Origin of the sequence: Aliivibrio sifiae (genome assembly GCF_002954705.1) — a bacterium.
GTDB lineage: Bacteria > Pseudomonadota > Gammaproteobacteria > Enterobacterales > Vibrionaceae > Aliivibrio > Aliivibrio sifiae_A.
Genome location: NZ_MSCO01000002.1, coordinates 361,723 through 383,531, shown reverse-complemented (window position 1 = coordinate 383,531; position 21,809 = coordinate 361,723). Strand labels below are relative to the sequence as shown.

Below are 21,809 nucleotides of genomic sequence, written 5' to 3'. Positions count from 1 at the left end.
GAACACTATCGCTAGGCTTTTAGTTAAAGTGCCTAGAAATATAGAAAAAACGCCACCACACAAATAATATTATTTTATCGGTTTGAATATTAATAATGAGCGAGTATTAAATTGGTCAAACAAAAATAAACTCGCCAGAGAATTACTGTCATGAAGATAATTCATTGATGCTATAGTCGCAATGCCCGAGGCCCCACCTAATGTACCCCAATATTCATTAGTTAAATTTACTTGCTGCGCATTTGGTAATGCTTCACTTCTTGCGCCAATAGCAAAACCATAATCTTCAACATGAGCACGTTGATTCGTCATATCGCTATACACAACACCTAGGTTAGAATGTGAGTTACACGCTTGTCTAATTAGACGAGAACACCCTCTTCGATCTGTTGATGCTTTATCAAACCCCATATACATAAGTTGGGATTGAGGCGTTATCTTTAATGTGTCTATGACATTACGTTTTGTTAATACCATCCCTGCCGCCCCTTCACTTGGGACCATACCCCACGGATTTTTCGCACTCATAACTTGTCTATTTTCAATTAAACTCTCTATCTCGCTAAGCGGACTATCAATAGCGATACATAGGACAGCATCTGGCTCATCTAAACTTTGTAAACATTCAGCCATAAATAAATTGCCTTGATGTTTACTTATAGTGATATTAGATAAATACGCACTGTATTCGCTCTCACTCAACCAGTCTCGAATATCGTGACGAGAAAGCGAAGCTGGAATAGAAAGCAGTAATGGTAATGGCTTTAATGAAATGTGTAATCGTTCTAATACCGGAACCAATACTTCAATGAGCAATTGCTTTGTTTTTTCAAATAAGTCATCCGCTTTTATATAATCAAGTTCAGCAATGGTGTATTTATCACCATCATTTTCATAGGTTGAAAAACGATCAATATCGGCTTTAGCAACGGCAATGGCAAGTTCTACATTCATGCCCGTTGATGTGGCGATTTCACTATCAAGAACAAATTGTCCATACCGTTGATTCATGATGACACTTCCTCTAGACGAGATGATGTAAGTAAATGTTCACGATCCTGACAATGAAAAGAGGCTGTATAAATCACTTCTACTCGTTTTTTATTCGCATCAATCCAAACTGTGTATATAGGCATTAGCGAGATCTCTTCTTTATCTTGAAAGGTGACTGTCGCTTGATATTTCTCTGTAGGAATTCGAAATGACAAGGCATCATCATGACAAAACCCACTCACCATTAAACGTTCTCCGCCAATAAGATAACCTTTACATTGCTGATCGTGAGGTGCCGATTGGTAGAACCTGTCATCAAAATCAATTGGCCACAAAGGACGACGCTCTTCCTGCCATCTCTCATCAAATGTTCCAGCCCATCGGCTTCGTTCAGAGAAAAAAGGAGGTAAAGGACCAAAGCCTGCCACTTGAACTTTATTGCTGTTCGCTTGCCAATTTTGCCCCACATAAAATACAGAAGGCACTTTCATACTGGCGAGTTCTTCATTCGTATCAGCAATGCCTGATCCAAGACGGTTTCTCTCATCCCCTCCAATAGCATTGGTATAATCAATCTCTCTCTCAATGAAAGGTTTTGCTGACGAAACCGTTAAACTGCCACTATGATCTATCCATTGTCGCTCACCAATAATGATTAATGATTTATCAATATGTTCGTCAATTAACAAACGACAAGTATGACTGCTCATCGGTTTTTTAGTGTATGTTTTTGCTTTTCCATACACCAACACATCGGTATTTTTTTTATGTATTGGGAAGTCATGATCTGAAATCATGGCAGAAAAACCTGCGTCACCAGCATAAATAGGGTCATCATTGATAATCGCAGGTGCTTCTTCTTCTACCCATCGCCCTTCTAACCAAGTCCATGCTCTTTTCATACTTAGCACCCACACCTCATGGCCTTGGCGATCACGTTGGAATCGGCCTTTTAAAGCGTATAAGTCCTGTTGTTCAATATCCCAAAGCTGCATGTTTTCCTCTCAAATTAAAACGTTCGCGGACAAGATCAATATGACTAATATTATCGAGTAAACGTGATTGCTGCTGAACACTCAATTGAGGATGCCAATGAAAATGAACACGGCTTAATATACATACTTCACGCCATAACCAAGTTCGAAAATTCGCACTTATCTCTGGGCTTTTTAAGGCTTCAATTGAAGAATCAAAAGATAAACGTTGGCCCAATCTTAATGGATAATGACTGTCATGCTTTTCTTCATCAATCCATTGATTAAATAACGACAATGCATGCTCCCAATCCATACTACTTCCAATCGCTGATGGCAATAATGGCAAACGCTCTCCATATACAGTAAATAATGCCTCACACCATGGCATTCCTTCAATTTCATCAAGTGAACTCATATAAGAAACAATATCAGCGACTAACGCGGTTTCACCAGACAGCATAAGATGAAATGGTGCATGAGCATGTTGAATATCAAATTCACTGAACTCTTTCAAATTCAGCAGCATTGCATAAATCGCAATCTCTTCTGAGGGTAATGAATCCGATGAATATTGTTGACGAAACCAAGTCGCTCTATCCTCTTTAAGCACCAATTGTTCAAATAAAGTAAGATCATAGGATCGTCCTTGAGCTAACCATTCGATGCTGCTGTCTACATTAGACAATGCAAGCTGGGAGTGTAAGTATTCTTCAGGAAGAAATGACATTGATAGCCAATGTTTAATTAAAGATACACTCACACGCTGCCTCAAAACTAAACAACGAACGTAACCCTCACTTGCTTTGGATTTCCCTTCTACCAACCTTGCTAATATTTTGTCTAAACCAGAAGTATTTGAACGAAGTAGCAATCCCATGCCTAAGCCATCATCAAGATCATCAATGATAGAAAGCCCTATCAAGGTCGTTTTTTTGTCTTCTTGTTTAAGCGACTCATCCAAACATAACCAAGCTAAGACTTCTGGAAATTCATCATAGATACAGTATACAAATGCAGGAGATATACGGTGCAAGGCAATAAAAACAGATAAAAAAGACGCTAGTTGTGTTTGTAGTAGCGATAAATAATCAACACTTAAAGAAGGATATCCTTGTTGATGAAAACGGTATTGCTGTTTAATGCAAAACGACATACTTTCAGCAGCTAAGAGCGCTTTATTTTGTAAAAATTCAACCTTAGCTGTTGAAAATTCACTCAATGCTTCTTGAGATTGTTTGATAATCGCATAGGCTGCGGCTTTATCCATATCAGATAAGGCGTTTTTTACATCTTCAACTAAATAACGATATTGATTCATACATCACTCTAATTAATGGCGATCGTTGAGCCCTGAATTTTTTGGGCCTTCTCTGCTTGCGAAGTAATGTATTTCGCATTAGTAGTTACTCGCCCATCTCGACCACTGTATCTGGTTTTTGTCTCACCACTTTTAAGAATTAACTCATCTTCGGTTTCAATAGTTAACGATTTAGCTCTTAAAATCATCGGCTGGTCATCATCTAATAATGAGAAAAAAATGTCTGTAAGCACAGGAAGTGAAAGATCACCATTAAGAAACTCAATTCGGCACGTTAGGCCGCTTTCAATTGCTGTTTCTAATTCAGACTTTCTAAATTGTCGTCCTATTTTGGCAAGAACCGAGGTACCTAGAGCCAGACCATCAAATTCAACATAAAGACGATCACCCAATGTTGGGTGCAAAGAAATGACTTTACCAAAACGAGGAACGCAAGCTGATGATTCAGCTTGCGAAGTATTGTCTAGAATGTCAGTAACTTCGATAGAGTTAGTTAACTGCAACCTTGCCACCTTTCACTGTTACGGTATTTGAACCTTCAATAGTAATCGCATTGCCTGATAGCTTAATTGTGCCATCGCTGCTCATAACTAAGGATGAGCTTCCAGTTTGCAATACAATCTTACTACCGCTGATAATTTGAGTTGAAGCATCTGATTTATAAGACGTATTACCTTGAACTGAAACCGTTAAGTTACCACCAACCGTTTGATTGTCATCCGCTGAAACATCACTTGTTCGTGATTCTCCTACCGATAGGTTGCTGTTTTCAGTAACGCTTAAATCGTCATTTTTACCAATTGTCGTGGTGCGGTTATCACCAATATCTAACGTTGAGTTATTGGTCACCGATTGCTGTTCGTTTGCGTTGTATTTAACCGTGACATCTTGCTCTACCGTTTCGGTAAACGTACTATTTACTTGCGTAGTCTTATGGCCTTCAATGGTTTCTTTATGATCGCCCTTAATCTCATTAGTTTGATTACGATCTACGGTTAAGAACTCGTCTTGGCCAATGGTTCTAAAGCGGTTGTTAAGCACCTTTGTCGACATGTCTTTTTGAGCATGAATGTGAACCTCTTCCTGATTCGCTTCATCTTCAAAGCTTAGTTCGTTATAACCCGTTCCCTTATGGGTTTGCGTTCTAAATGTTGTTCGTGTTTTATTCTCAGGCAAAGAGTATGGAGGATAATGTAACCCATTATAAACCGCCCCTGTCACTAATGGACGATCAGGATCCCCTTCTAAAAAGGCCACCACTACTTCATGTCCGATACGAGGCAAATACACAGCACCCCATGTTGGCGCTGCCATTGATTGACTTACGCGGATCCAACAACCAGAGTTTTCATCATTATTGCCATAACGATCCCAATGGAATTGGACCTTAATACGGCCTAATTTATCTGTGTAAATCTCCTCACCATTAGGACCAACAACAACAGCGGTTTGAGGGCCATCAACAATTGGCGCAGGGAGCTTAGGCGCTTTAAATTCAATATCACGTGGTAAACAACTAAATTGGTTTTGATACGTGGTAGGCATACCACTGGCTTCATCTTCATGCACTTGCGGATCATAACCACTGTGTGTCACTGATAAAATAGTATAATCACGATTAAGCGCTGCTCTTGGGTGCTTATTTAATATAAAACTATACCCTGGTGTTAAACGCATAACGCTACTAACAGCTTCAATCTGATGATTATCTACCACGCTTTCAGCCATTAATTCATCAGAGCGAATTTGTCCTTGGCTTGGTTCTACATAGCGCCCTGGAAAGTCAAAATAAGCGAGATCATTATCGATCGAACCAGCCGTCCCCATTTTTTGAGGAATACGAGGTTGCTCATAGTTGTAATCAGTATAGGTAACTTGACCAGTACGAACACGATTCACTGATTCTAATTCAAAAATATGCTCTCTATCTGCATTCCCTCCCCCTTCGGCCTGATAAACAATAGGTCCAACGTAAGAAGAGTTTAAAGGAGTATTAATCAGCTCTGCAATTGCATCATTTTTATCCACAATAACCATAGTATGGTTTGCGCTAGAGTGTTCGAAGTAATACCACAGTCCATGCTCAGCAAGTAATCGTTGAACAAATTGGCAATCACTCTCTCTGTATTGAAGAACATACTCTTTAGGTGAATATATTCCTGATGTATCAAAACGATAATCAGTCACTGAAGCTTCATCAAGTACTTCTGTAACTATATTAATAACAGACTTATCTTGGAAAATACGACAGTCTTGACGCTGTGTTAAAAACCATAATTGTGGAACCAGAACCACTTGATAACGAGAAAAGCGACGCCCTTCACCTAGATAACGAACTTCATTAACCACACCATGAAATTGACGAGCAACGCCAACCCCTTGACCAAAAACATTAAGCAGTGCTGGTTTTCTAATTAACTCATCAAACGTAATATCTGCATCAAGTGAAAGTAATGATAGGTTGATATGAAAAGGCTTAGACAACTCTTCAACTACATTAAAGCTTTCGACACGAAATTCATGCTCTGTTCCAAGGATTTCAAACTTAAATTCTATCTCACTAACCATATCTTTTACCTGATACTAATATAAAAAGAGGGCCAACAATGTGGCCCTAACTATTTAACGCAAAGGCTATTAAGCTTCGCGTGGAGTACGCCAGTCATCGTTACCCGCAGTACCACATGTTTCATGAGTTACTTCAATTGCACGGTAAGTGAACTTAAGAACTTCTTCAGTAACACGATCAGACGTTGCAGCATCTTGGCAATGAGCCATACGTGTTTGCATATCAACCAATAGTGCATCAATTAGTTTGATTGTGTAGTAATGCTCTTGCTTACCAGAAGTAGAAGTACGGTAGAAGTTAATGCTACATTCAGGCAGTTTCTCACCAGATACTAAAGCGTTAAATAGTAGTGGAGAACAACGGTCTTGTTGTTTAGTTACGATCACAGGACGGTGAACACGTTGACCAGTAGGTTGACCACTTTGTGGATCACGTGGAACTGTTAATACGTGGTCAAGTTCTTGAACTAGGAATTCATCAACGTGAGCTTCCTGCCATGTATTACCAACTGAATCTGCAGAGTATGCATCTTTAGTAATATCGCCTTGAGTTTGACCTTTAATTGACATATATGCTGGAGTTGGCATTCTATTATCCTTTCATTGTTTATATATAAGAGTATTTAATTTTACCAAATCGTTTATCACTACGATTGTAATGTACATATAGCAACAGCCATGCCAACCTTTAAGTCAAATATAATCAATGACTTATAAGAAATATAAAATTAAAGTCAATTTATAGATCCAATTTCTTGTTTATTTTAACAAGAAATTGGATGACAAGAATCATTGTATCTTCATATACTAATAATGGTAGTTAATATAAAACACAAATAACAAAAAAGTCATAATGACATGCATTATAGTGATAATAACTATTATAAAAATCAGAATAACCAAAAGCATTAATTAATAATGATAATAATAAAGTCATACACCTATATTTCATCTAAAAGACGGTGTTACAAATAGCATTCTAAAAAAAAGATATTTTTATATTTAGTATACTCGGCACAATTTTTCACATTGGCTAAAGATAGATACTACTCATGATAAATATAAATCTCTCCTCTTTAATACAACGTCTACACACTATTACTAAAGTGGCTTTAGAAGATGCAGCTACTCTTGCTGTTTCTGAACGAGCATCAGAAGTTCAAATCGAACACTTTCTATTAAGCTTATTAGAACGCCCAAACAGTGATTTTGACCAATTACTTTCTCATTTTGATTGTTCAGAAAATCTTTTACGCCAGAGTATTAAATCAAGTTTAGAGAACAATCATCAAAATCATGGTGGTAAACCTGTTTTCTCAGCAATGCTGATTGAATGGTTACAAGAAGCTTGGCTTGTTTCTTCTCTTGATCTATCTGAAACAAAAATCCGTTCTGGTGCATTATTACTTACTTTAATCAGTAACCCATTACGATACGGGCAACACAGTTATTCTTCATTATTAGAAAGTATTAACCCTGAAACCTTAAAACGAAACTTTGCCGAGCTAACCTCGCAATCGCTTGAATCTCAAGTCGCAACATCAGAGCAAACACACGCACGTGAAGATGGCTCTGCATTAAGTCAGTTCACGACCGACTTTACTGGTAAAGCCCGTAAAGGTGAGATTGATCCAGTTTTTTGTCGTGATCAAGAGATCCGTCAAATTATAGATATCTTAGCTCGTCGCCGTAAAAACAACCCGATAGCCGTTGGCGAACCTGGTGTAGGTAAAACAGCGGTTGTTGAAGGTTTAGCACTTAAAATCGTACAAGGTGAAGTGCCTGATTGTCTAAAAGGCGTAGAGCTTTACGGTTTAGACATGGGATTACTGCAAGCAGGTGCAAGTGTAAAAGGTGAATTTGAAAAACGCCTAAACGCCGTACTTGATGAAGTAAAAAACTCACCTACCCCAATCATTCTTTTCATTGATGAAGCACACACTCTTGTTGGTGGCGGTAATCAAGCAGGCGGAAGTGACGCTGCAAACTTACTAAAACCAGCATTAGCGCGTGGTGAAGTAAAAACCATCGCGACAACAACATGGTCTGAATACAAAAAATACTTTGAAAAAGACCCTGCCCTAGCTCGTCGATTCCAACTGGTTAAATTAGATGAGCCATCAACAGAGCAAGCAGTTTTAATCATTCGTGGTTTACGATCTGTTTATGAAAAATCACACAGCGTTTATGTCCGTGATGATGCAATCACAGCAGCCGCAATGCTATCAGACCGTTACATTTCAGGTCGCCAATTGCCAGATAAAGCCATTGATGTACTTGATACGGCGTGTGCTCGTGTAAATATCAGTTTAAATGCGGTACCTGCTCCGATTGAAACATTACAACAAGAGATTGCTGCGCTAAGCCGTGAACTTGAAGCCCTTAAGCGAGATCAGTTACAACAAACGGGTGATAGACATGCCTTAGCTGCCATTCCTGAGTTACAAGAACGCATGGATGAAGCTCTAGAAGAGCAAGCTGTGTTACAACACCAATGGAAAAAAGAACAAGCCTTTATTTATGAAATGATTGAACTTCGTGCCCACCTTCAATCATTAACCTCTGAAGAGTCAGTCGATACGAATGAACAATCAGAAGCATCAGAAGACGATTTGCCTAACTGCCATCACTTTACTGAAGAAGAAACTCGCCAAGCAATTCATACCTGTAATGAGCAATTAGAAAGCGTACGTGGCGCTCATCCTCTTGTACATTTTGAAGTAGGACCTGATGAGATCAGTCATGTTATTTCTGATTGGACAGGGATCCCTATGGGGAAAATGCTGCAAGATGAAGCCGCAACGACATTAAACCTACAATCTGCACTAACAGAAAGTATTAAAGGCCAACCTTTTGCTATTCAAGCGCTGACCGAAGGATTACAAACAGCAAAAGCAGGATTAGTTAACCCTGATGCTCCAACCGGTGTTTTCTTATTAGTTGGCCCAAGTGGCGTAGGTAAAACAGAAACTGCTCGTGCCATTGCCGACCAAATGTTCGGTGGTGAGCGCTTTATGACAACAATCAATATGTCTGAGTTCCAAGAGAAGCACACAGTTTCTCGCTTAATTGGTTCTCCTCCTGGTTATGTTGGCTACGGTGAAGGTGGAATGCTAACTGAAGCAGTACGTCAACGTCCTTATTCTGTTGTTCTGTTAGATGAAGTAGAAAAAGCCGATCCTGAAGTTCTTAACTTGTTCTATCAAGTATTTGATAAAGGGACATTAAATGATGGTGAAGGTCGTACTATTGACTTTAAAAACACGCTTATCATCATGACAAGTAACTTAGCAACACATGAGATTGAATCTCTTGTTCAACAGTCAAAAGACATTGACGCAAACATTGTTGCCGAGGCTATTCGTCCTACCTTAAATAACCATTTCAAACCTGCATTATTAGCACGTATGAATGTATTACCATTCTTGCCTCTAAATGATGAAGCAATGACCGACATTATCGTACATAAACTTAATAAAGTATCTGCCCGATTAGAGAAACATCATAAATTAACGTTAAGCTACAGTGATGAATTAGTATCATTTATCCTTGCTAATTGCCGTCTAGCTGAAACTGGTGCTCGTAACATTGATGCCGTTATCAACCGTCAATTATTGCCTCAACTTTCGACTCAGCTTTTGGCTCATGACAAAGATGAAGTACATACACAAATTGTCATTTCAATTGATGACCAAGGAACCTTAGGTTATGTCTTTAGCTAAGCCAGACAACCTAAATAATGCCCTACTTGCGATTAGCCAGTCTCTAGCTGATCGCAGCCAATTAGCGTTAACTCTAGACGCTATTTTGGCAGCAGCACGTCAGCTTACTTTTGCTGACCACGGTATTATTTACGTATTAGATCAAACAGGACAAGCACTTATCCCAAGTGTTGTTCATCATAACGAGCAAATATTAGCAGATCACCCTTGGTTACCTTTAACGCTAGAATCAACCAATGAAACGGATCCCTTTAATTATGCGATTCGTAATGGTGAGGTGGTTCTGATTAACGACCTCTATCAATACAATGGTTATTATTGTGATGATATTTATCAATCTGAGACCATTTTAAATCGAAAAAGCCAAAATCTATTAGCATGGCCTCTCATCGATAACGAACGAAAAACCGTCGGGTTGTTGGTGTTATTCAATTTAAACGCCATTAACGATGAAGCAAGTTTAACCGCATTTTGTCAAATAGCAGCAACCAGTATTCGTCAAGCAGTTTGGCTTGAAACTTATGGCTATATGATCAAAGAACTGTCTAAAGATAATGCAAGTCTTGTGCGAGAAAACAATCAGTTAAAACAGCGAAAACAAAGCCAATATAACGGTCCTATTGCTGAAAGTGATGTAATGATTAACGCTTTAGACCGATTAAATAAAGTACTAACTCTGCCCGTTGATATACTTATCCGTGGTGAAACAGGCGTAGGTAAAGAAGTTATCGCCCAGTATATTCACGATAATTCAGACCGTTCACAACAAGCATTGATTGTACAAAACTGCGCAGCCATTCCTGAGCAATTATTAGAATCAGAACTCTTTGGTCATAAAAAAGGCGCATTTACTGGCGCAGACAAAGACAAAGTTGGACTTTTTGAAGCGGCTAATGGCGGTACCCTTTTCTTGGATGAGATAGGAGATATGCCATTACTATTGCAAGCAAAGTTGTTACGAGTACTACAAGAGCGTAAATTTAGACCTCTTGGGGCGAATAAAGAAATCGCGGTAGATATAAGAGTATTAGCAGCAACGCACGCTAATTTGATGGATAAAATTAAAAAGAATGAATTTAGAGCTGATTTATTCTATCGTTTAAACGTCTTTCCAATCACCATTCCACCACTAAAAGAACGACAAGCGGACATTATTCCTCTTTCTGAACACTTTATTAAGCAGCTCAGTGAAAGCATGAATATCGAACCACCAGTTCTTAATAAGCAAGTACGTAAACAGTTATTAGAATACACCTACCCCGGTAATGTTCGAGAGCTTAAAAACATCGTAGAACGATCTGTTTTCTTATCTGACTTTGAAACCATTGCATCAATTGAATTTGGAGAAAGTGACCTGATTCAAGCAGAAGAAATTACCACTCAAGTACAAGTAGAGCTACCTTCTGAAGAGGACGCAGATGGTATGAACTCCCTTAAAGACATCGTTGGTAGTTATGAGAAAAACATTCTAATTGAATGCTTAAACACTTATAACTGGCAAACAAAACGAGTGGCTGAGTACCTTGCCCTCCCATTAAGTACGCTTAACCATAAAATGAAAAAACACAACATTTCATCTGAGCATACACATTAAATGAAACCATATTTTTTACTTATTCCAGCAGCACTTGTTGTTGCTGGATGCTCAAACCCAGAGCATACTACTGACCCACTAGCACCATATAAAAATATTCATATCATAGGAAATAAGGCGCAAAACGTAGGTTCATTTAATTACTTAGCAAAAGACAATAATGGCTATATCGATAAAGAAGTGATTGTTTATTTTAGTAAAATACCTTTTACCAAAACATTCGATTTATGTGCTGACCAAGGGGTTTATATCGCTAATTGCCAGAGTAAGATAACTATCTCTAAAACTAAAAATAAAGGCCTTATTTTTAGTTACGATTTAAATTTCTATAATGGTAATTATCCTGCAAGAGTTGGAAATATGAACATATTGCTCCCAAGTACGACAACAAGAAAAATGGACAATATGACTCAGCATGTTTCTGCTGAGTTTAGTGAAGAACAATTCTTAACAGCAGATAAATTAGAGGAAGCGACGTTTATTTCAATGAAGCCTTCTTAATATAAATAATACCAATCGTAATAAAAAACCGCCATCAGGCGGTTTTTTATTCGAAATTAACTTATACTTTGATCAGATGGCGCAGATCGAATTTCAGCCTTATCTTCTATCCAACCTTTCAACCATTTTTTCTGCTTCTCTTTATCTTTATCTTTATCCAGTTCTTTCCATTTAGCTTGTGCTGATATGTCTAAGTTAGCTGATTTATTTCCCTCTTGAGTCCAAGGTAAACCTTCCTCATAAAAGCTCTCACTTTTTGGCAATGTTATCGCTAATGGAGAACCTGAAAAGTATTTACTCTCCCCCTTATCAATACCTTCTTGATATAATCCCAAAAGACGTAATTCAGAAGAGTAAATATCACCGTTCTCATCACCCAATATCGGGCCAAATGGTCTTAATCCTTTGACCTTTCTTCCTGTTGGAGACATATAATCCAAATCAAATTTCATGATATAGAGTTTTTTCGATGCTAATGCGGTCTGGTTTAAAACAAAATCAGGCGTTTGTTTAACTTGCTCAACGACCAGTGATGCAAAGTTTAATAATTCACTCTGATTTTCACTCTTTATATTTAATTCAACGACTTTCGATTTAATATTACTATAGGTAAACAATTCAGTGCGGCGATCAATATCTACTTTATAACTAATATCCATTACATGATGAAGAGAGCTAAAGTAACTTGGTCCTTTTGCATTATCTTTAAACAGAGAAGTAGAGTTTTGCTCTTCAATACTTAACTTTAGCTGCATAGTGATCTTATCAAGATTGAAACCAATACTCTTATAATCTTCACGGTTATCTTTATCTGCTAATAAAGCCACATAAATCGATGCTGGTTGCTCTTTACTCCAATCAAACTGTTGAGAACTAATTGGCTTTTGTTTATCAAACCATTCAAATTTATTTCCTATATTTAACGCCGCAAGCGATGTGATATTTCCTTCTATATAGGGCTTTTTACCTGCACCTTTACTACTTTCATTAGCTTTAACAAAGCTTTCAACGAGCAAATCAGCTTCATTAATTACCGCACTTTGATTACCTAACCCATCAAAGAGATATAACGGTTTAGTTGATGCATCAACACTTCCATAGGTATTGTTGTCATCAATGCCATAGTGAATATTGCTCATATCGTAAAGCACGCCACCAACGTCCAGTTTTTCTATCAAAACTTTATGCTGATTAAGCTTAAAGAAATACGACAGAGCTTTGTATTTACCATCTTGTTTCCACGTATCAAAATTTTCATACCAATAACCAGAAAACAGAGGTTTAAGTCCGGGGATTTCATACTCACCGAACCAATAGGTTGGTTCAAATTCAACAGCGGTTAACGTTTGTTTTTCATCTTTATCCGCTGCATAATCATCGCCTAATTGCTGTGTGTAGTATGACGTCAATTCTTTATCTGATGGCCCACACACGGTTAAATCAGACACTTCTTTTGCTGATAATAAGACTTGATATTGAGGGCCATCAACATCAAGCCAGCCACGATCACAACCATAGCTTAATGTTGCTTTAAAGAATTTCTTCGCATCTTCTGACGCGTCGTTGGTCAATACAACTTGTAACTTAACACGAGTAAATGGCGTAATACGCTTTGTTTTACCTTCTTCTTTCCACTTTGAATAAGGCATCCATGATTTATCATCATCTCGATCGTTAAGTATCAATAAACGACTAAAACCAATATCGTCTGATTTTACATCTTGAGCTGTATTGTCAAACAACTTAGCAAAATCAACAAAACCATTCTCTTTGTCATCCATATACAAACTGGTTTGCACAGGGAACCCGGTATTAAACGTACCTTGAATTTTAGCTCGTTTAACTAAATGTTTCGTTGCTTCATCTAACGTTGCTTTCTGATTCTTATTGGCATATTCGACAAAGAAAGAACGTGCTTGTGATGCGCCAGTTTTATCATCCCTCACTCGGTTCAGCCAATTCTGAGCCATGGTGTTGTAAGACGACTGAGGAGCTTCCCAATTATCATTAAGAATATAAGTTTCTATGTAATCTTGAACTCGATCGCTTATAAGTTCTTTTTTATAATCACTATTTGAGCTGCTCCCTAATGATATTCTGGCAAACAATTCAATTAAACCATTTAACGCTAAAGCTCGAAGTAAGAAACGTTTTTGTAATTCTTCTGATGTTTTATTCGCCTTTAGAAACGCTTCTACCTCTTCTTTTTTTGTTAACTGCTGTTCGATCTTCACCTTAAATCCACGATACTGTTGCAATACTTCAATGTGAATTTTACCTAACTGGTTTAGTTCATTAACGTTCTTATATTTGGTTTTAAAATCCTTATAAGCCCCTTCTGTTAATATTGAATCTAAAAAGCTTAACCCACTATCTGCAATAGTAGCACCCTCTTTTATCAACAGAACCCCAGCCGCAACAGGGGCGATAGGCGTTAACATTGCCACCCCCATTAAAGAATTGAATACTGCTAACACTTGCTCTTTTTGATTATTATCTTGCCCAACATCAATCGCCTGTTTTGCTTGACGAACTTTCTCTAAGTCAATCATACCCGTTCGGCTAGGAGGTAAAGCCAATGAGTAGGTTGGAGGCAATAGGCTTATTTCAACACGTCTATCCTCAGCTAACGCCGAATCGTCGCCTGTTTCACTCATATCGACTTTAGCACTGTCTGCACTCATAGGTTGAGTTTTGCCATGTGACAAAGTAATAATACGCTCAGGTAATGTTTTATCTTCTTTTGCTTTATCTAAAATAGCCTGTTCAATTTGCTTCGCGCGATCCTCTGCAATCGTTTTATTCGCCTTAACACTGCCAATTCGCCCTGCGTGCCCATCGATTTGAATTCGATAGTCTGGGTGTGTTTTTAGTAGTTCAGCAATTTTCTCACAAACTTTATCAATATCACTGCGTAATGTCGTACCTGTATTTGGTAGCTCCGACGAATTAAATTTGAAGTTAATATGAATAATCGCGCGAGTACCTTGCGTAATAATACGAGCTATTTGCTCCTTACCGTCATGATTCAAAATCTTAATGGCATCTGAAAGCTGCTTAGCCCAGTCCGCCTCTGCTTTTACCATTACAATTTTTTGCAAATAATCAGTAGTTGCACCATCAAAGTCTTTTTGTGCTTCATCCGATTTTTTCTCTAGCTTTCCTTGTTTATCTACTAGTTGATAAAAATCATACATACTGCCAATACTGTCTACAATAGGTAAGCCTTTAGCCAATTTTGTATAGCCGCTTCCTTCAAACCAACTTACAGCGAGGTTTCGAGTACTAACGGATGCCCCTTGGTTTTGAAAGCTTTCTTTCATCTCTTTTAGCGCATTCTGCATAAACGTCTTATTAGCAAAACCGTTACGCACCATTCTTCCAAAAGTTTGTGGCGCAGTTAAATTAAATCGTTGTACTCTTTCGGTGAGCTTAACTGCATCAGTAAACGCATCACGCGCCTCTTTGACCGATTGCAAACCAAATAAGAAACTCGCCCCAGCAGTAAGCGGCTCAGGTAAAACACCCTCAACGGTTAATTTACTCCAAATGTTTTTTGCTACACTGGTTGCAATTTGTTGGCTAGATAAATCACCAAAGACACCAATGCCTTTTGTCGCAAAACCTTGAGTATATGATTGCGCTGTCTTTTGCACTGCGGATGCAACACCAAGCGTGGCTACACCAGTGCCTTTTAACGCCACTGTATTTCCTTGCTGTGTCATAAAATCAGAATAGCTAGGTAGTGCCGTTGGGTATTGATAAATTAAGCACTCTTCAAGCGAGATCAAATCACCGCATACCATCGCCAGCTTACCAAAACCACTTATCGGTTTAAAAGTGACTTTTTCATGCAACTCATAAGTATAAACGTCTTGTACCGTTTTGCTGTCAGGATGCTCAATACTAGCTTCAAATTTTAGTTGCCCTTGCTTTACTGAATCAGGAAAAGTAACTTCTATACCTTCATCTAAAATTGCTTTCTGTCGCTCTAAATATTCTTCGACCCAAAAACGCGTGCGAAGCAGAAAATAACCATCATCAATCAATTTAGGATCAAAATTAAACACGACACTAGGTGTTATTTTCTTATAATCTTCTGGGTTATTTGTTTTATCATCACTTGGATCAGGTTTAGTGACAAAACTCGTGGCCAATACATCCTCTGACTCACCTGAATTATCTTGTTTAGATTTCACTTGAATAAGAGAAACCTCTGCCCCCACATACAAATCACTGCTGAACACCACCCCAATTGAGTGAAAAGCAGGAGTAATGATGCCTTGAATCTCTTTTACTTCACTCGCTATAATTTTGTCATACCAAGCATTGTAATCATTCTGTTGATCTGTCAGTGGTTTACCGGGTTCTTTTTCATAAGGTTCAGCTAACTGGCTAACTTTGATTTTACTGATAGTAAATTCAATTAATTTGGAATATTTTTCTTCAACTTTTAATTTATTGGAATAAATATCTTTTAGTGAATCGTTTAACGCTTTAACACTGGTGTGTGTTTCAGCCAGTTGTCCAATCACATTCAATGGCGGAAACATTAATGAATATGGTCTATCTAAATTTAATTCACTAACAGTTAATGGCTGCTTATGACGCAAAAAGGTTTGTTTTTTTGCTACGGCTTCAGGTGCTGCATTCTCATCAAAATAACCTAGCTGACACAATAAACCGTCTTTATTCGTGCCCCATAATACTGGTTGTTCAGCATCATCAACCAAAACAGGTGTGAAAGGAATTGGGCGTATATTGTGTAAATCATCCTCAGTTAAATCAGATGATTGATGCCAAGTTCTAAATTCTTTTTTCCGTCCGTTATCATGCAGGTCAAAATATGCTCCTAACAGATAAACACTATGGTCATAAGTTTTTAAAGCAGACATTATTTATTCCCCTTAAACCACAAACCATTGTTCGCTAATCCATTATATAAAATTGCATCTCCTGATAACGCACCGTAATAGAATGCGCGCCATGACCACACACGGTCTCCAACACGATCAACAATTCTAACTTTAGCAAAGCTATCTAGTGCACTAAAATGAGCGTCTTTGCCTAAAATTTGAGCAGGCGTATAGTCTGTTGTCATCTGCTTTACAGTTCCTTTTTCTATATCAAAAAAGAATCCAAAAGAAGGGTTAGACCCCCATGCATAACGACCTTCAGGATCAATTGAAGTTACATCTAATGAACGTTCATCCATTGACAGTGAACGATCGACACCAATCCAGTTGAGCTCTTCATTGGTATTCGCATTTTCAACCAAAACGCCAAAATCTAAAACAGTCGTTCGCTTTCCACCAAAGTTCACTGCTGTGGTTCTTACATCGAAATCAACCTCACTAATCTCACCCGTCTCAGAATCCCAACGAGAATAACGATTACGATATCTTTCATGATACAAATAGCGACTGTCTTCAGACCAAAGCATATCAAGTGGCGAAGTCGTCTTCTGTATAACTGTCACCTTACCCGTTTTTAAATCATACACACCTTTCTGACCACCTGAACCTGCCCAAGCGACGTAACGATTATTTGGTGAACGAGCTAAATTACGAATAGATGCAAAACCAATGGTGGCATCCGTCACTAAACGTAAATCAGTACCATCGGTTTTCATGCTCCAAATTTTAAGCCCGCTCTCATATTCATCTTTTGAGCTTGAGTTCGCCCATGCAAATTGAAAGCGCGGTAAATCGTATGAGCTGGCATCATTAAGATCTTCTTTTGGCCACTCTTTGGCTTTTTCAATAAAGTAACGTGGAAAATCTTGATACATTACTTTTAAATCTTTTTTTGTTGTGAATTGAATGTCACCACTACTTTCCATGGTGTAATAGTTATGCTCACCCACGTAAGTACGATCTGGGTGTTGCTCTGCTCTTAATTGAACCGCTTCTGCTGCCACACTTTCAGGGTCATTGCACCCCATTAAAGTGATGCTAAATAGTGCAAGTAATAGTATATTTTTCATTGTTCTAGCCTATTAATTCTGAAATTTTAATTTTTGTTTTCAAAACGGATAATTCGTATTCTGTTGTTCCTAAATCAGCACTTGCGCCGCGAATAATATCAACCTCTTCAACCTCTTTTGGCCAACCAGAAAAAGGGAGATTTAAGAAGCCTTCATCATCGGCTTTTGCTTGTCTGAAATAAACTTTCTGTGACCATTCTTCCTCTTCATTTCTCAACATAAAGAAATCATCAGGTTGGTCTGTCGTGCTACAAATACGATAACGTAATGTGATTTGATTTTTTGGTGGCATCACAGTGATTGCTGCAATGTTACTGCCATTCTGCTCGTTGATAATATGAGAACCAAATGAGGTATTTTTTGCCATAGGAAGCGTATAGATATGCTCTCCATCAAACGCTTGTTGTTGACTGTAAACCGACATTTCCTCAATGGATACAGCGATATTGGCATAATTAGATTCTAGTGAGCTTATCTCTGTATCAGATAATGCCGCTTGGCTATAACTCACATAACAATCAGTCTGTACTTCGCCTAAAATTTTATAAGGTAACCAGACATGAGGCATTGGATAGCTCTTTGCTTCACGCTCATTAGACGCTTGATTTTTTATTGGACTTTCATGCGTTTCAAGTAAAATCTCATCATGCTCAAAATCAACAAATTTTAGCTCGACCTCTTCTGTGACCAAGTTAAACACCCTGGCTTGTTCGCGAATATCCAGCTCTCCAGAAAATACCTTTTGTCCTTGTTGATATAGTTCAAACTTCTCAAAAGACACATTATCTTCAGGAAAAAACTCAGACGCATTGATATTTGCATGTCGCGTGGCCAATGGCTCTTTTCGTTCATGCTGAATATCGAGATCACAAAAGTAACCATTAGAATCAATCGTAATTTCTCGCCATACTTTGCCATTCCAAATAACATAAAAGAAACCGCTTCGGTATAAAGAATATTCTTCTCCTTCCTTCTTCATTGGCACAACAGGCACTAACACATTATCCCATTCATCCATCTCTGTTTTTTTCTCAACAGGTTGAACGTTTTCGGCAAGCAGTAATTTTAAGGGTTGTGGCGTGCCACTCATTGGAATGGTGAGGTACAGGTTTCTTGGCTCTGGTTCTAAATCTTTAAAAATGGCGATACTGCGATGAGAGGCGTGAATATCGGCTCTTGGTTTGGTGATTTTTTCTTTTTGTTCATCCGATTTCGCAAGTAACAAAGAAGCCGCATTATTTGGCCACTGTCCTGCAAACTCCACCACGATTTTATGCTCTGGTGTTGGTTCTACTGGGTTATATTGAAGGCTACGAGATAACACAACATCATCAGTGACGGCTTGAAAGTTTGCTTTTACATACTTTGTAAATTGAGTCTCACCCACTCTCACAATATGCTTATTTAATTGAGGGTATTGAACGAGTTGAGTGTCTGATAACGGCTTAGAACGCTTTCCTGTTGATACGGCTATCCACTCACCTTTTACCAATTTTTGCTTTAAAGCGGTCAATAATGAATGCGTATTTTTTGTAGAAGAAAGCGCTAAAGATTCCCTTAACGGAGATGGGAGTGACTTTACAATATTTTGTGAATTTTTCTCACGAGAAAGCAGCCTAACGTATTCGTCAGGAGTGAGAATATATTCTAGCTCTTGATGTGATAAAGAGAGGCTAGGAATAAGTTTGCAAGTAAGATGCATGTAGGTCTCCACAACCATTAACAAAAATTCTATATTGGTTGTAGTGATAATTAAGCTGATAAGGCTTAGGTATAACGATTTGGTTTGTTGACCTTACTAAAATTTATAAACTCATTCAATTGCTTGCTGAAATTAAAGGCTGATTTAAAATAAGAGGAGCATTAATTGTGATATTTAGCCCAAAAATACATTACATATTTTAAAGTAAATCTTTACGAAAAGCTTAAATTCCAGATACAACAAAACACGCTATTAAGCGCTTAATTTTCAATAAGTGAGTTTGAAAAGAGGAACAATCTCTTGGGATGATAAAAAGAGATTGGAGCGTACAGCGGGAATCGAACCCGCATCATCAGCTTGGAAGGCTGAGGTAATAGCCATTATACGATGTACGCACATCGTTGGAACGAGATAGATAATGCCATACTGAGCGCTGAGGTAAAGCATTTTTTTACACTTAACTAATTGATTGCATGATATTTAAGCATAAGTTACAAATTTTCATCTCTCACGCCATATAACAGGTATAAATAGTAAGCACCGCTACCCTGCTTTCTCATTAGGTAATGTGAACGATGCTTACTGTGCGCCATTACAAAAAATTGCTTAGATTTTAATTCAATAGTAGATGGTTGCAGCAATAATAGATAAAAGACTAACCTAACTGATCACAAGTTTATTTTTATTGACAGTATTAACAGGAGTTAATCTCGCTAATATAAACACCAAAGTCGCCTGTGCAATCAAAGCTAATACAAAAATTAATGGACTCTCGACAAGACCCGCGATAACAAAACTAACCAAAGCGATGCTACCGTTTAATAATGCATAAGGCAGTTGAGTTCTAAAATGCTCAAACTGATCACAACCAGCCCCTGTTGATGACAAAATGGTCGTTTCAGATATTGGAGAGCAATGGTCACCAAATAAGCCACCAGATAACACAGCACCAATACAAGCGTATAATGGCGCATCAATCGCTAGAGCCGTTGGAATAACTAAAGGCATCATAATTGCGAACGTTCCCCACGATGAGCCTGTGGCAAAAGAAATGATTGCAGCTAATAAGAATGCAACCGCCGGAACTAACCAATTAGGAAAACCACTTTGAGCTTGCTCTGCAATATAAGCCGCAGTGCCTAGCTCTTTACCAACAGAACTTAATGACCATGCAAGGATTAAGATAATCGCTACTTGCATCATATTACCCATGCCTTTCATATAAACTGATATTCCTTCCGACCACCCTCTTACTTTATAAAGAGCCATTAAACAAATTAACGTGGCAGCAGCAAAGAAATAAGCGGTTGATAAGGCAGAACGAAAAACAGAACCAGAGACTTTTTCAAACGGGAATCCTAAAGGCACAAGCATAAAACTCAGAACCAATCCCATAACAAGTAATGGTGCCCATACGAATGAGGATTTTGCATTTTTATGCGTGAATATTTCTTTAGATGCTTCTGATGACACATGTATTTCGCCTTTTTCAGCGGCATTTTCTGCTTTAGCCATCGGGCCAAAATCCAACTTTTTAAAAGCAACAAGTGGGACTATCGCAATTGCTAAAATTGCATAAAACTGGAATGGAATGGCACCAATAAAGGCATCCCAATCGGACAGTTCAACATTTAAAGCGGTAAACTCTTTTTGAATTAACCCCATGATATAAACACCCCATCCAATAAATGGGATCAATATAGCAACGGGAGAAGATGTTGAATCAATAATAAAAGCCAGTTTTTGACGAGAGATTTTTAATTTGTCGAAAAGAGGACGAAAAACAGGACCGACAATTAAAGGTGTTCCTAAATCAGAGAAGAAAATAATAATCCCACCTAGCCACGCTGAGGTTTGAGCTTGAAACTTACTCTTAACCCATACAGTGATTTTATCTGCAAATGCATAACCCCCTCCTGACTTCTCCATCAAGGCAACAAAACCACCAATAAAGACAAGCAGTACAATAACGCCAGCATTGTAGCTGTCCGTTAGTTGTGGAGATATATAACTTTTTATCATTACACCAAACGTTTCTAATGGGTTGGCATGAGTAAATAATCCATTAATCATAGCAACCCCGCTAAGAACTCCGGCAAACAAACCCACTACAACATTTTTTGTTGTAAGTGAAATAAAGAGTGTAATGACAATGGGTATTAGGGAGGTAATGTCTGTCTGGTCCATAACGATATTCCTTTTGCTACTGCATAAAACAAATTAAATATAAATTCACTATTTGTGACTATATATACTTACAATGCTTATGTAAACACTAAAAAATCCCCTCTTTAAAATTAACGATTTTCTTACAATAATTCAGTCATTAACACAAAAAAGATACCCATCCGAAATATAAATAAAGGCATTTGAAATTATTAGTATTTAAAATGTGTTAGGCACAAAAAAGCCGAATGATTTACTCTCATTCGGCTTTTTTATTTAAGG

13 protein-coding genes and 1 tRNA gene are annotated in these 21,809 nt (G+C 38.0%); 3 read left to right on the top strand and 11 right to left on the bottom strand.

The window, feature by feature from the left end; all coding sequences use genetic code 11:
• Positions 1 to 69: 69 nt before the first annotated feature.
• The 6 genes from BTO22_RS12690 to BTO22_RS12665 form a co-directional block, all read right to left on the bottom strand.
• Positions 70 to 1,011, bottom strand: a complete 942-nt coding sequence (locus BTO22_RS12690) for a hypothetical protein (RefSeq protein ID WP_105055849.1) — start codon at positions 1,009 to 1,011, stop codon at positions 70 to 72.
• Complete coding sequence (locus BTO22_RS12685; protein ID WP_105055848.1) at positions 1,008 to 1,988, bottom strand: DUF2169 family type VI secretion system accessory protein; 981 nt, start codon at positions 1,986 to 1,988, stop codon at positions 1,008 to 1,010. Before BTO22_RS12685 ends, BTO22_RS12690 begins: the two co-directional genes overlap by 4 nt.
• Positions 1,969 to 3,288, bottom strand: a complete 1,320-nt coding sequence (locus tag BTO22_RS12680) for a hypothetical protein (protein ID WP_105055847.1) — start codon at positions 3,286 to 3,288, stop codon at positions 1,969 to 1,971. The genes BTO22_RS12685 and BTO22_RS12680 overlap by 20 nt, the downstream gene beginning before the upstream one ends.
• Before the next feature lie 8 nt (positions 3,289 to 3,296).
• Positions 3,297 to 3,791, bottom strand: a complete 495-nt coding sequence (locus tag BTO22_RS12675) for a hypothetical protein (RefSeq protein ID WP_105055846.1) — start codon at positions 3,789 to 3,791, stop codon at positions 3,297 to 3,299.
• Positions 3,778 to 5,856 carry a type VI secretion system Vgr family protein gene (locus BTO22_RS12670; RefSeq protein ID WP_105055845.1) on the bottom strand — a complete coding sequence of 693 codons (2,079 nt, stop codon included), beginning with the start codon at positions 5,854 to 5,856 and terminating at the stop codon, positions 3,778 to 3,780. The genes BTO22_RS12675 and BTO22_RS12670 overlap by 14 nt, the downstream gene beginning before the upstream one ends.
• A 69-nt stretch (positions 5,857 to 5,925) precedes the next feature.
• Positions 5,926 to 6,444 (bottom strand): Hcp family type VI secretion system effector, encoded by a 519-nt coding sequence (locus BTO22_RS12665; protein ID WP_060992961.1) that lies wholly within the window; start codon positions 6,442 to 6,444, stop codon positions 5,926 to 5,928.
• A 464-nt stretch (positions 6,445 to 6,908) separates the two neighbouring features.
• On the opposite strand from BTO22_RS12665, the gene tssH reads away from it, so the two are divergent.
• From tssH to BTO22_RS12650, 3 genes are read left to right on the top strand one after another with little or no spacing between them, the layout of a single operon-like run.
• Complete coding sequence (tssH, locus tag BTO22_RS12660) at positions 6,909 to 9,578, top strand: type VI secretion system ATPase TssH (protein WP_105055844.1); 2,670 nt, start codon at positions 6,909 to 6,911, stop codon at positions 9,576 to 9,578.
• On the top strand, positions 9,565 to 11,172 hold the full coding sequence (locus tag BTO22_RS12655) for a sigma-54-dependent Fis family transcriptional regulator (RefSeq protein WP_105055843.1): 1,608 nt from the start codon (positions 9,565 to 9,567) through the stop codon (positions 11,170 to 11,172). The genes tssH and BTO22_RS12655 overlap by 14 nt, the downstream gene beginning before the upstream one ends.
• On the top strand, positions 11,173 to 11,673 hold the full coding sequence (locus BTO22_RS12650; RefSeq protein ID WP_105055842.1) for a hypothetical protein: 501 nt from the start codon (positions 11,173 to 11,175) through the stop codon (positions 11,671 to 11,673). It abuts the gene before it with no gap.
• A 56-nt stretch (positions 11,674 to 11,729) separates the two neighbouring features.
• Here BTO22_RS12650 and BTO22_RS12645 read toward each other — a convergent pair whose 3' ends face one another.
• From BTO22_RS12645 to BTO22_RS12625, 5 genes are all read right to left on the bottom strand, one after another.
• Positions 11,730 to 16,568, bottom strand: a complete 4,839-nt coding sequence (locus tag BTO22_RS12645) for an OmpA family protein (protein WP_105055841.1) — start codon at positions 16,566 to 16,568, stop codon at positions 11,730 to 11,732.
• Positions 16,568 to 17,659, bottom strand: a complete 1,092-nt coding sequence (locus tag BTO22_RS12640) for a TolB family protein (protein ID WP_105055840.1) — start codon at positions 17,657 to 17,659, stop codon at positions 16,568 to 16,570. The genes BTO22_RS12645 and BTO22_RS12640 overlap by 1 nt, the downstream gene beginning before the upstream one ends.
• A gap of 4 nt (positions 17,660 to 17,663) precedes the next feature.
• Positions 17,664 to 19,361 (bottom strand): hypothetical protein, encoded by a 1,698-nt coding sequence (locus tag BTO22_RS12635; RefSeq protein ID WP_181044645.1) that lies wholly within the window; start codon positions 19,359 to 19,361, stop codon positions 17,664 to 17,666.
• Positions 19,362 to 19,681: 320 nt separating this feature from the next.
• Positions 19,682 to 19,756 (bottom strand) — tRNA-Gly (locus BTO22_RS12630).
• A 265-nt stretch (positions 19,757 to 20,021) separates the two neighbouring features.
• Positions 20,022 to 21,548, bottom strand: coding sequence for a Na+/H+ antiporter NhaC family protein (locus BTO22_RS12625; protein WP_105055839.1), 1,527 nt, complete (start codon positions 21,546 to 21,548; stop codon positions 20,022 to 20,024).
• Between the last annotated feature and the right edge of the window lie 261 nt (positions 21,549 to 21,809).

Excerpts from the sequence above, each read along its gene's own strand:
- BTO22_RS12690 (WP_105055849.1), bottom strand. The coding sequence starts at position 1,011 with ATGAATCAACGGTATGGACAATTTGTTCTTGATAGTGAAATCGCCACA.
- BTO22_RS12685 (WP_105055848.1), bottom strand. The coding sequence starts at position 1,988 with ATGCAGCTTTGGGATATTGAACAACAGGACTTATACGCTTTAAAAGGC.
- BTO22_RS12680 (WP_105055847.1), bottom strand. The coding sequence starts at position 3,288 with ATGAATCAATATCGTTATTTAGTTGAAGATGTAAAAAACGCCTTATCT.
- BTO22_RS12670 (WP_105055845.1), bottom strand. The coding sequence starts at position 5,856 with ATGGTTAGTGAGATAGAATTTAAGTTTGAAATCCTTGGAACAGAGCAT.
- BTO22_RS12665 (WP_060992961.1), bottom strand. The coding sequence starts at position 6,444 with ATGCCAACTCCAGCATATATGTCAATTAAAGGTCAAACTCAAGGCGAT.
- tssH (WP_105055844.1), top strand. The coding sequence starts at position 6,909 with ATGATAAATATAAATCTCTCCTCTTTAATACAACGTCTACACACTATT.
- BTO22_RS12655 (WP_105055843.1), top strand. The coding sequence starts at position 9,565 with ATGTCTTTAGCTAAGCCAGACAACCTAAATAATGCCCTACTTGCGATT.
- BTO22_RS12650 (WP_105055842.1), top strand. The coding sequence starts at position 11,173 with ATGAAACCATATTTTTTACTTATTCCAGCAGCACTTGTTGTTGCTGGA.
- BTO22_RS12645 (WP_105055841.1), bottom strand. The coding sequence starts at position 16,568 with ATGTCTGCTTTAAAAACTTATGACCATAGTGTTTATCTGTTAGGAGCA.
- BTO22_RS12640 (WP_105055840.1), bottom strand. The coding sequence starts at position 17,659 with ATGAAAAATATACTATTACTTGCACTATTTAGCATCACTTTAATGGGG.
- BTO22_RS12635 (WP_181044645.1), bottom strand. The coding sequence starts at position 19,361 with ATGCATCTTACTTGCAAACTTATTCCTAGCCTCTCTTTATCACATCAA.
- BTO22_RS12625 (WP_105055839.1), bottom strand. The coding sequence starts at position 21,548 with ATGGACCAGACAGACATTACCTCCCTAATACCCATTGTCATTACACTC.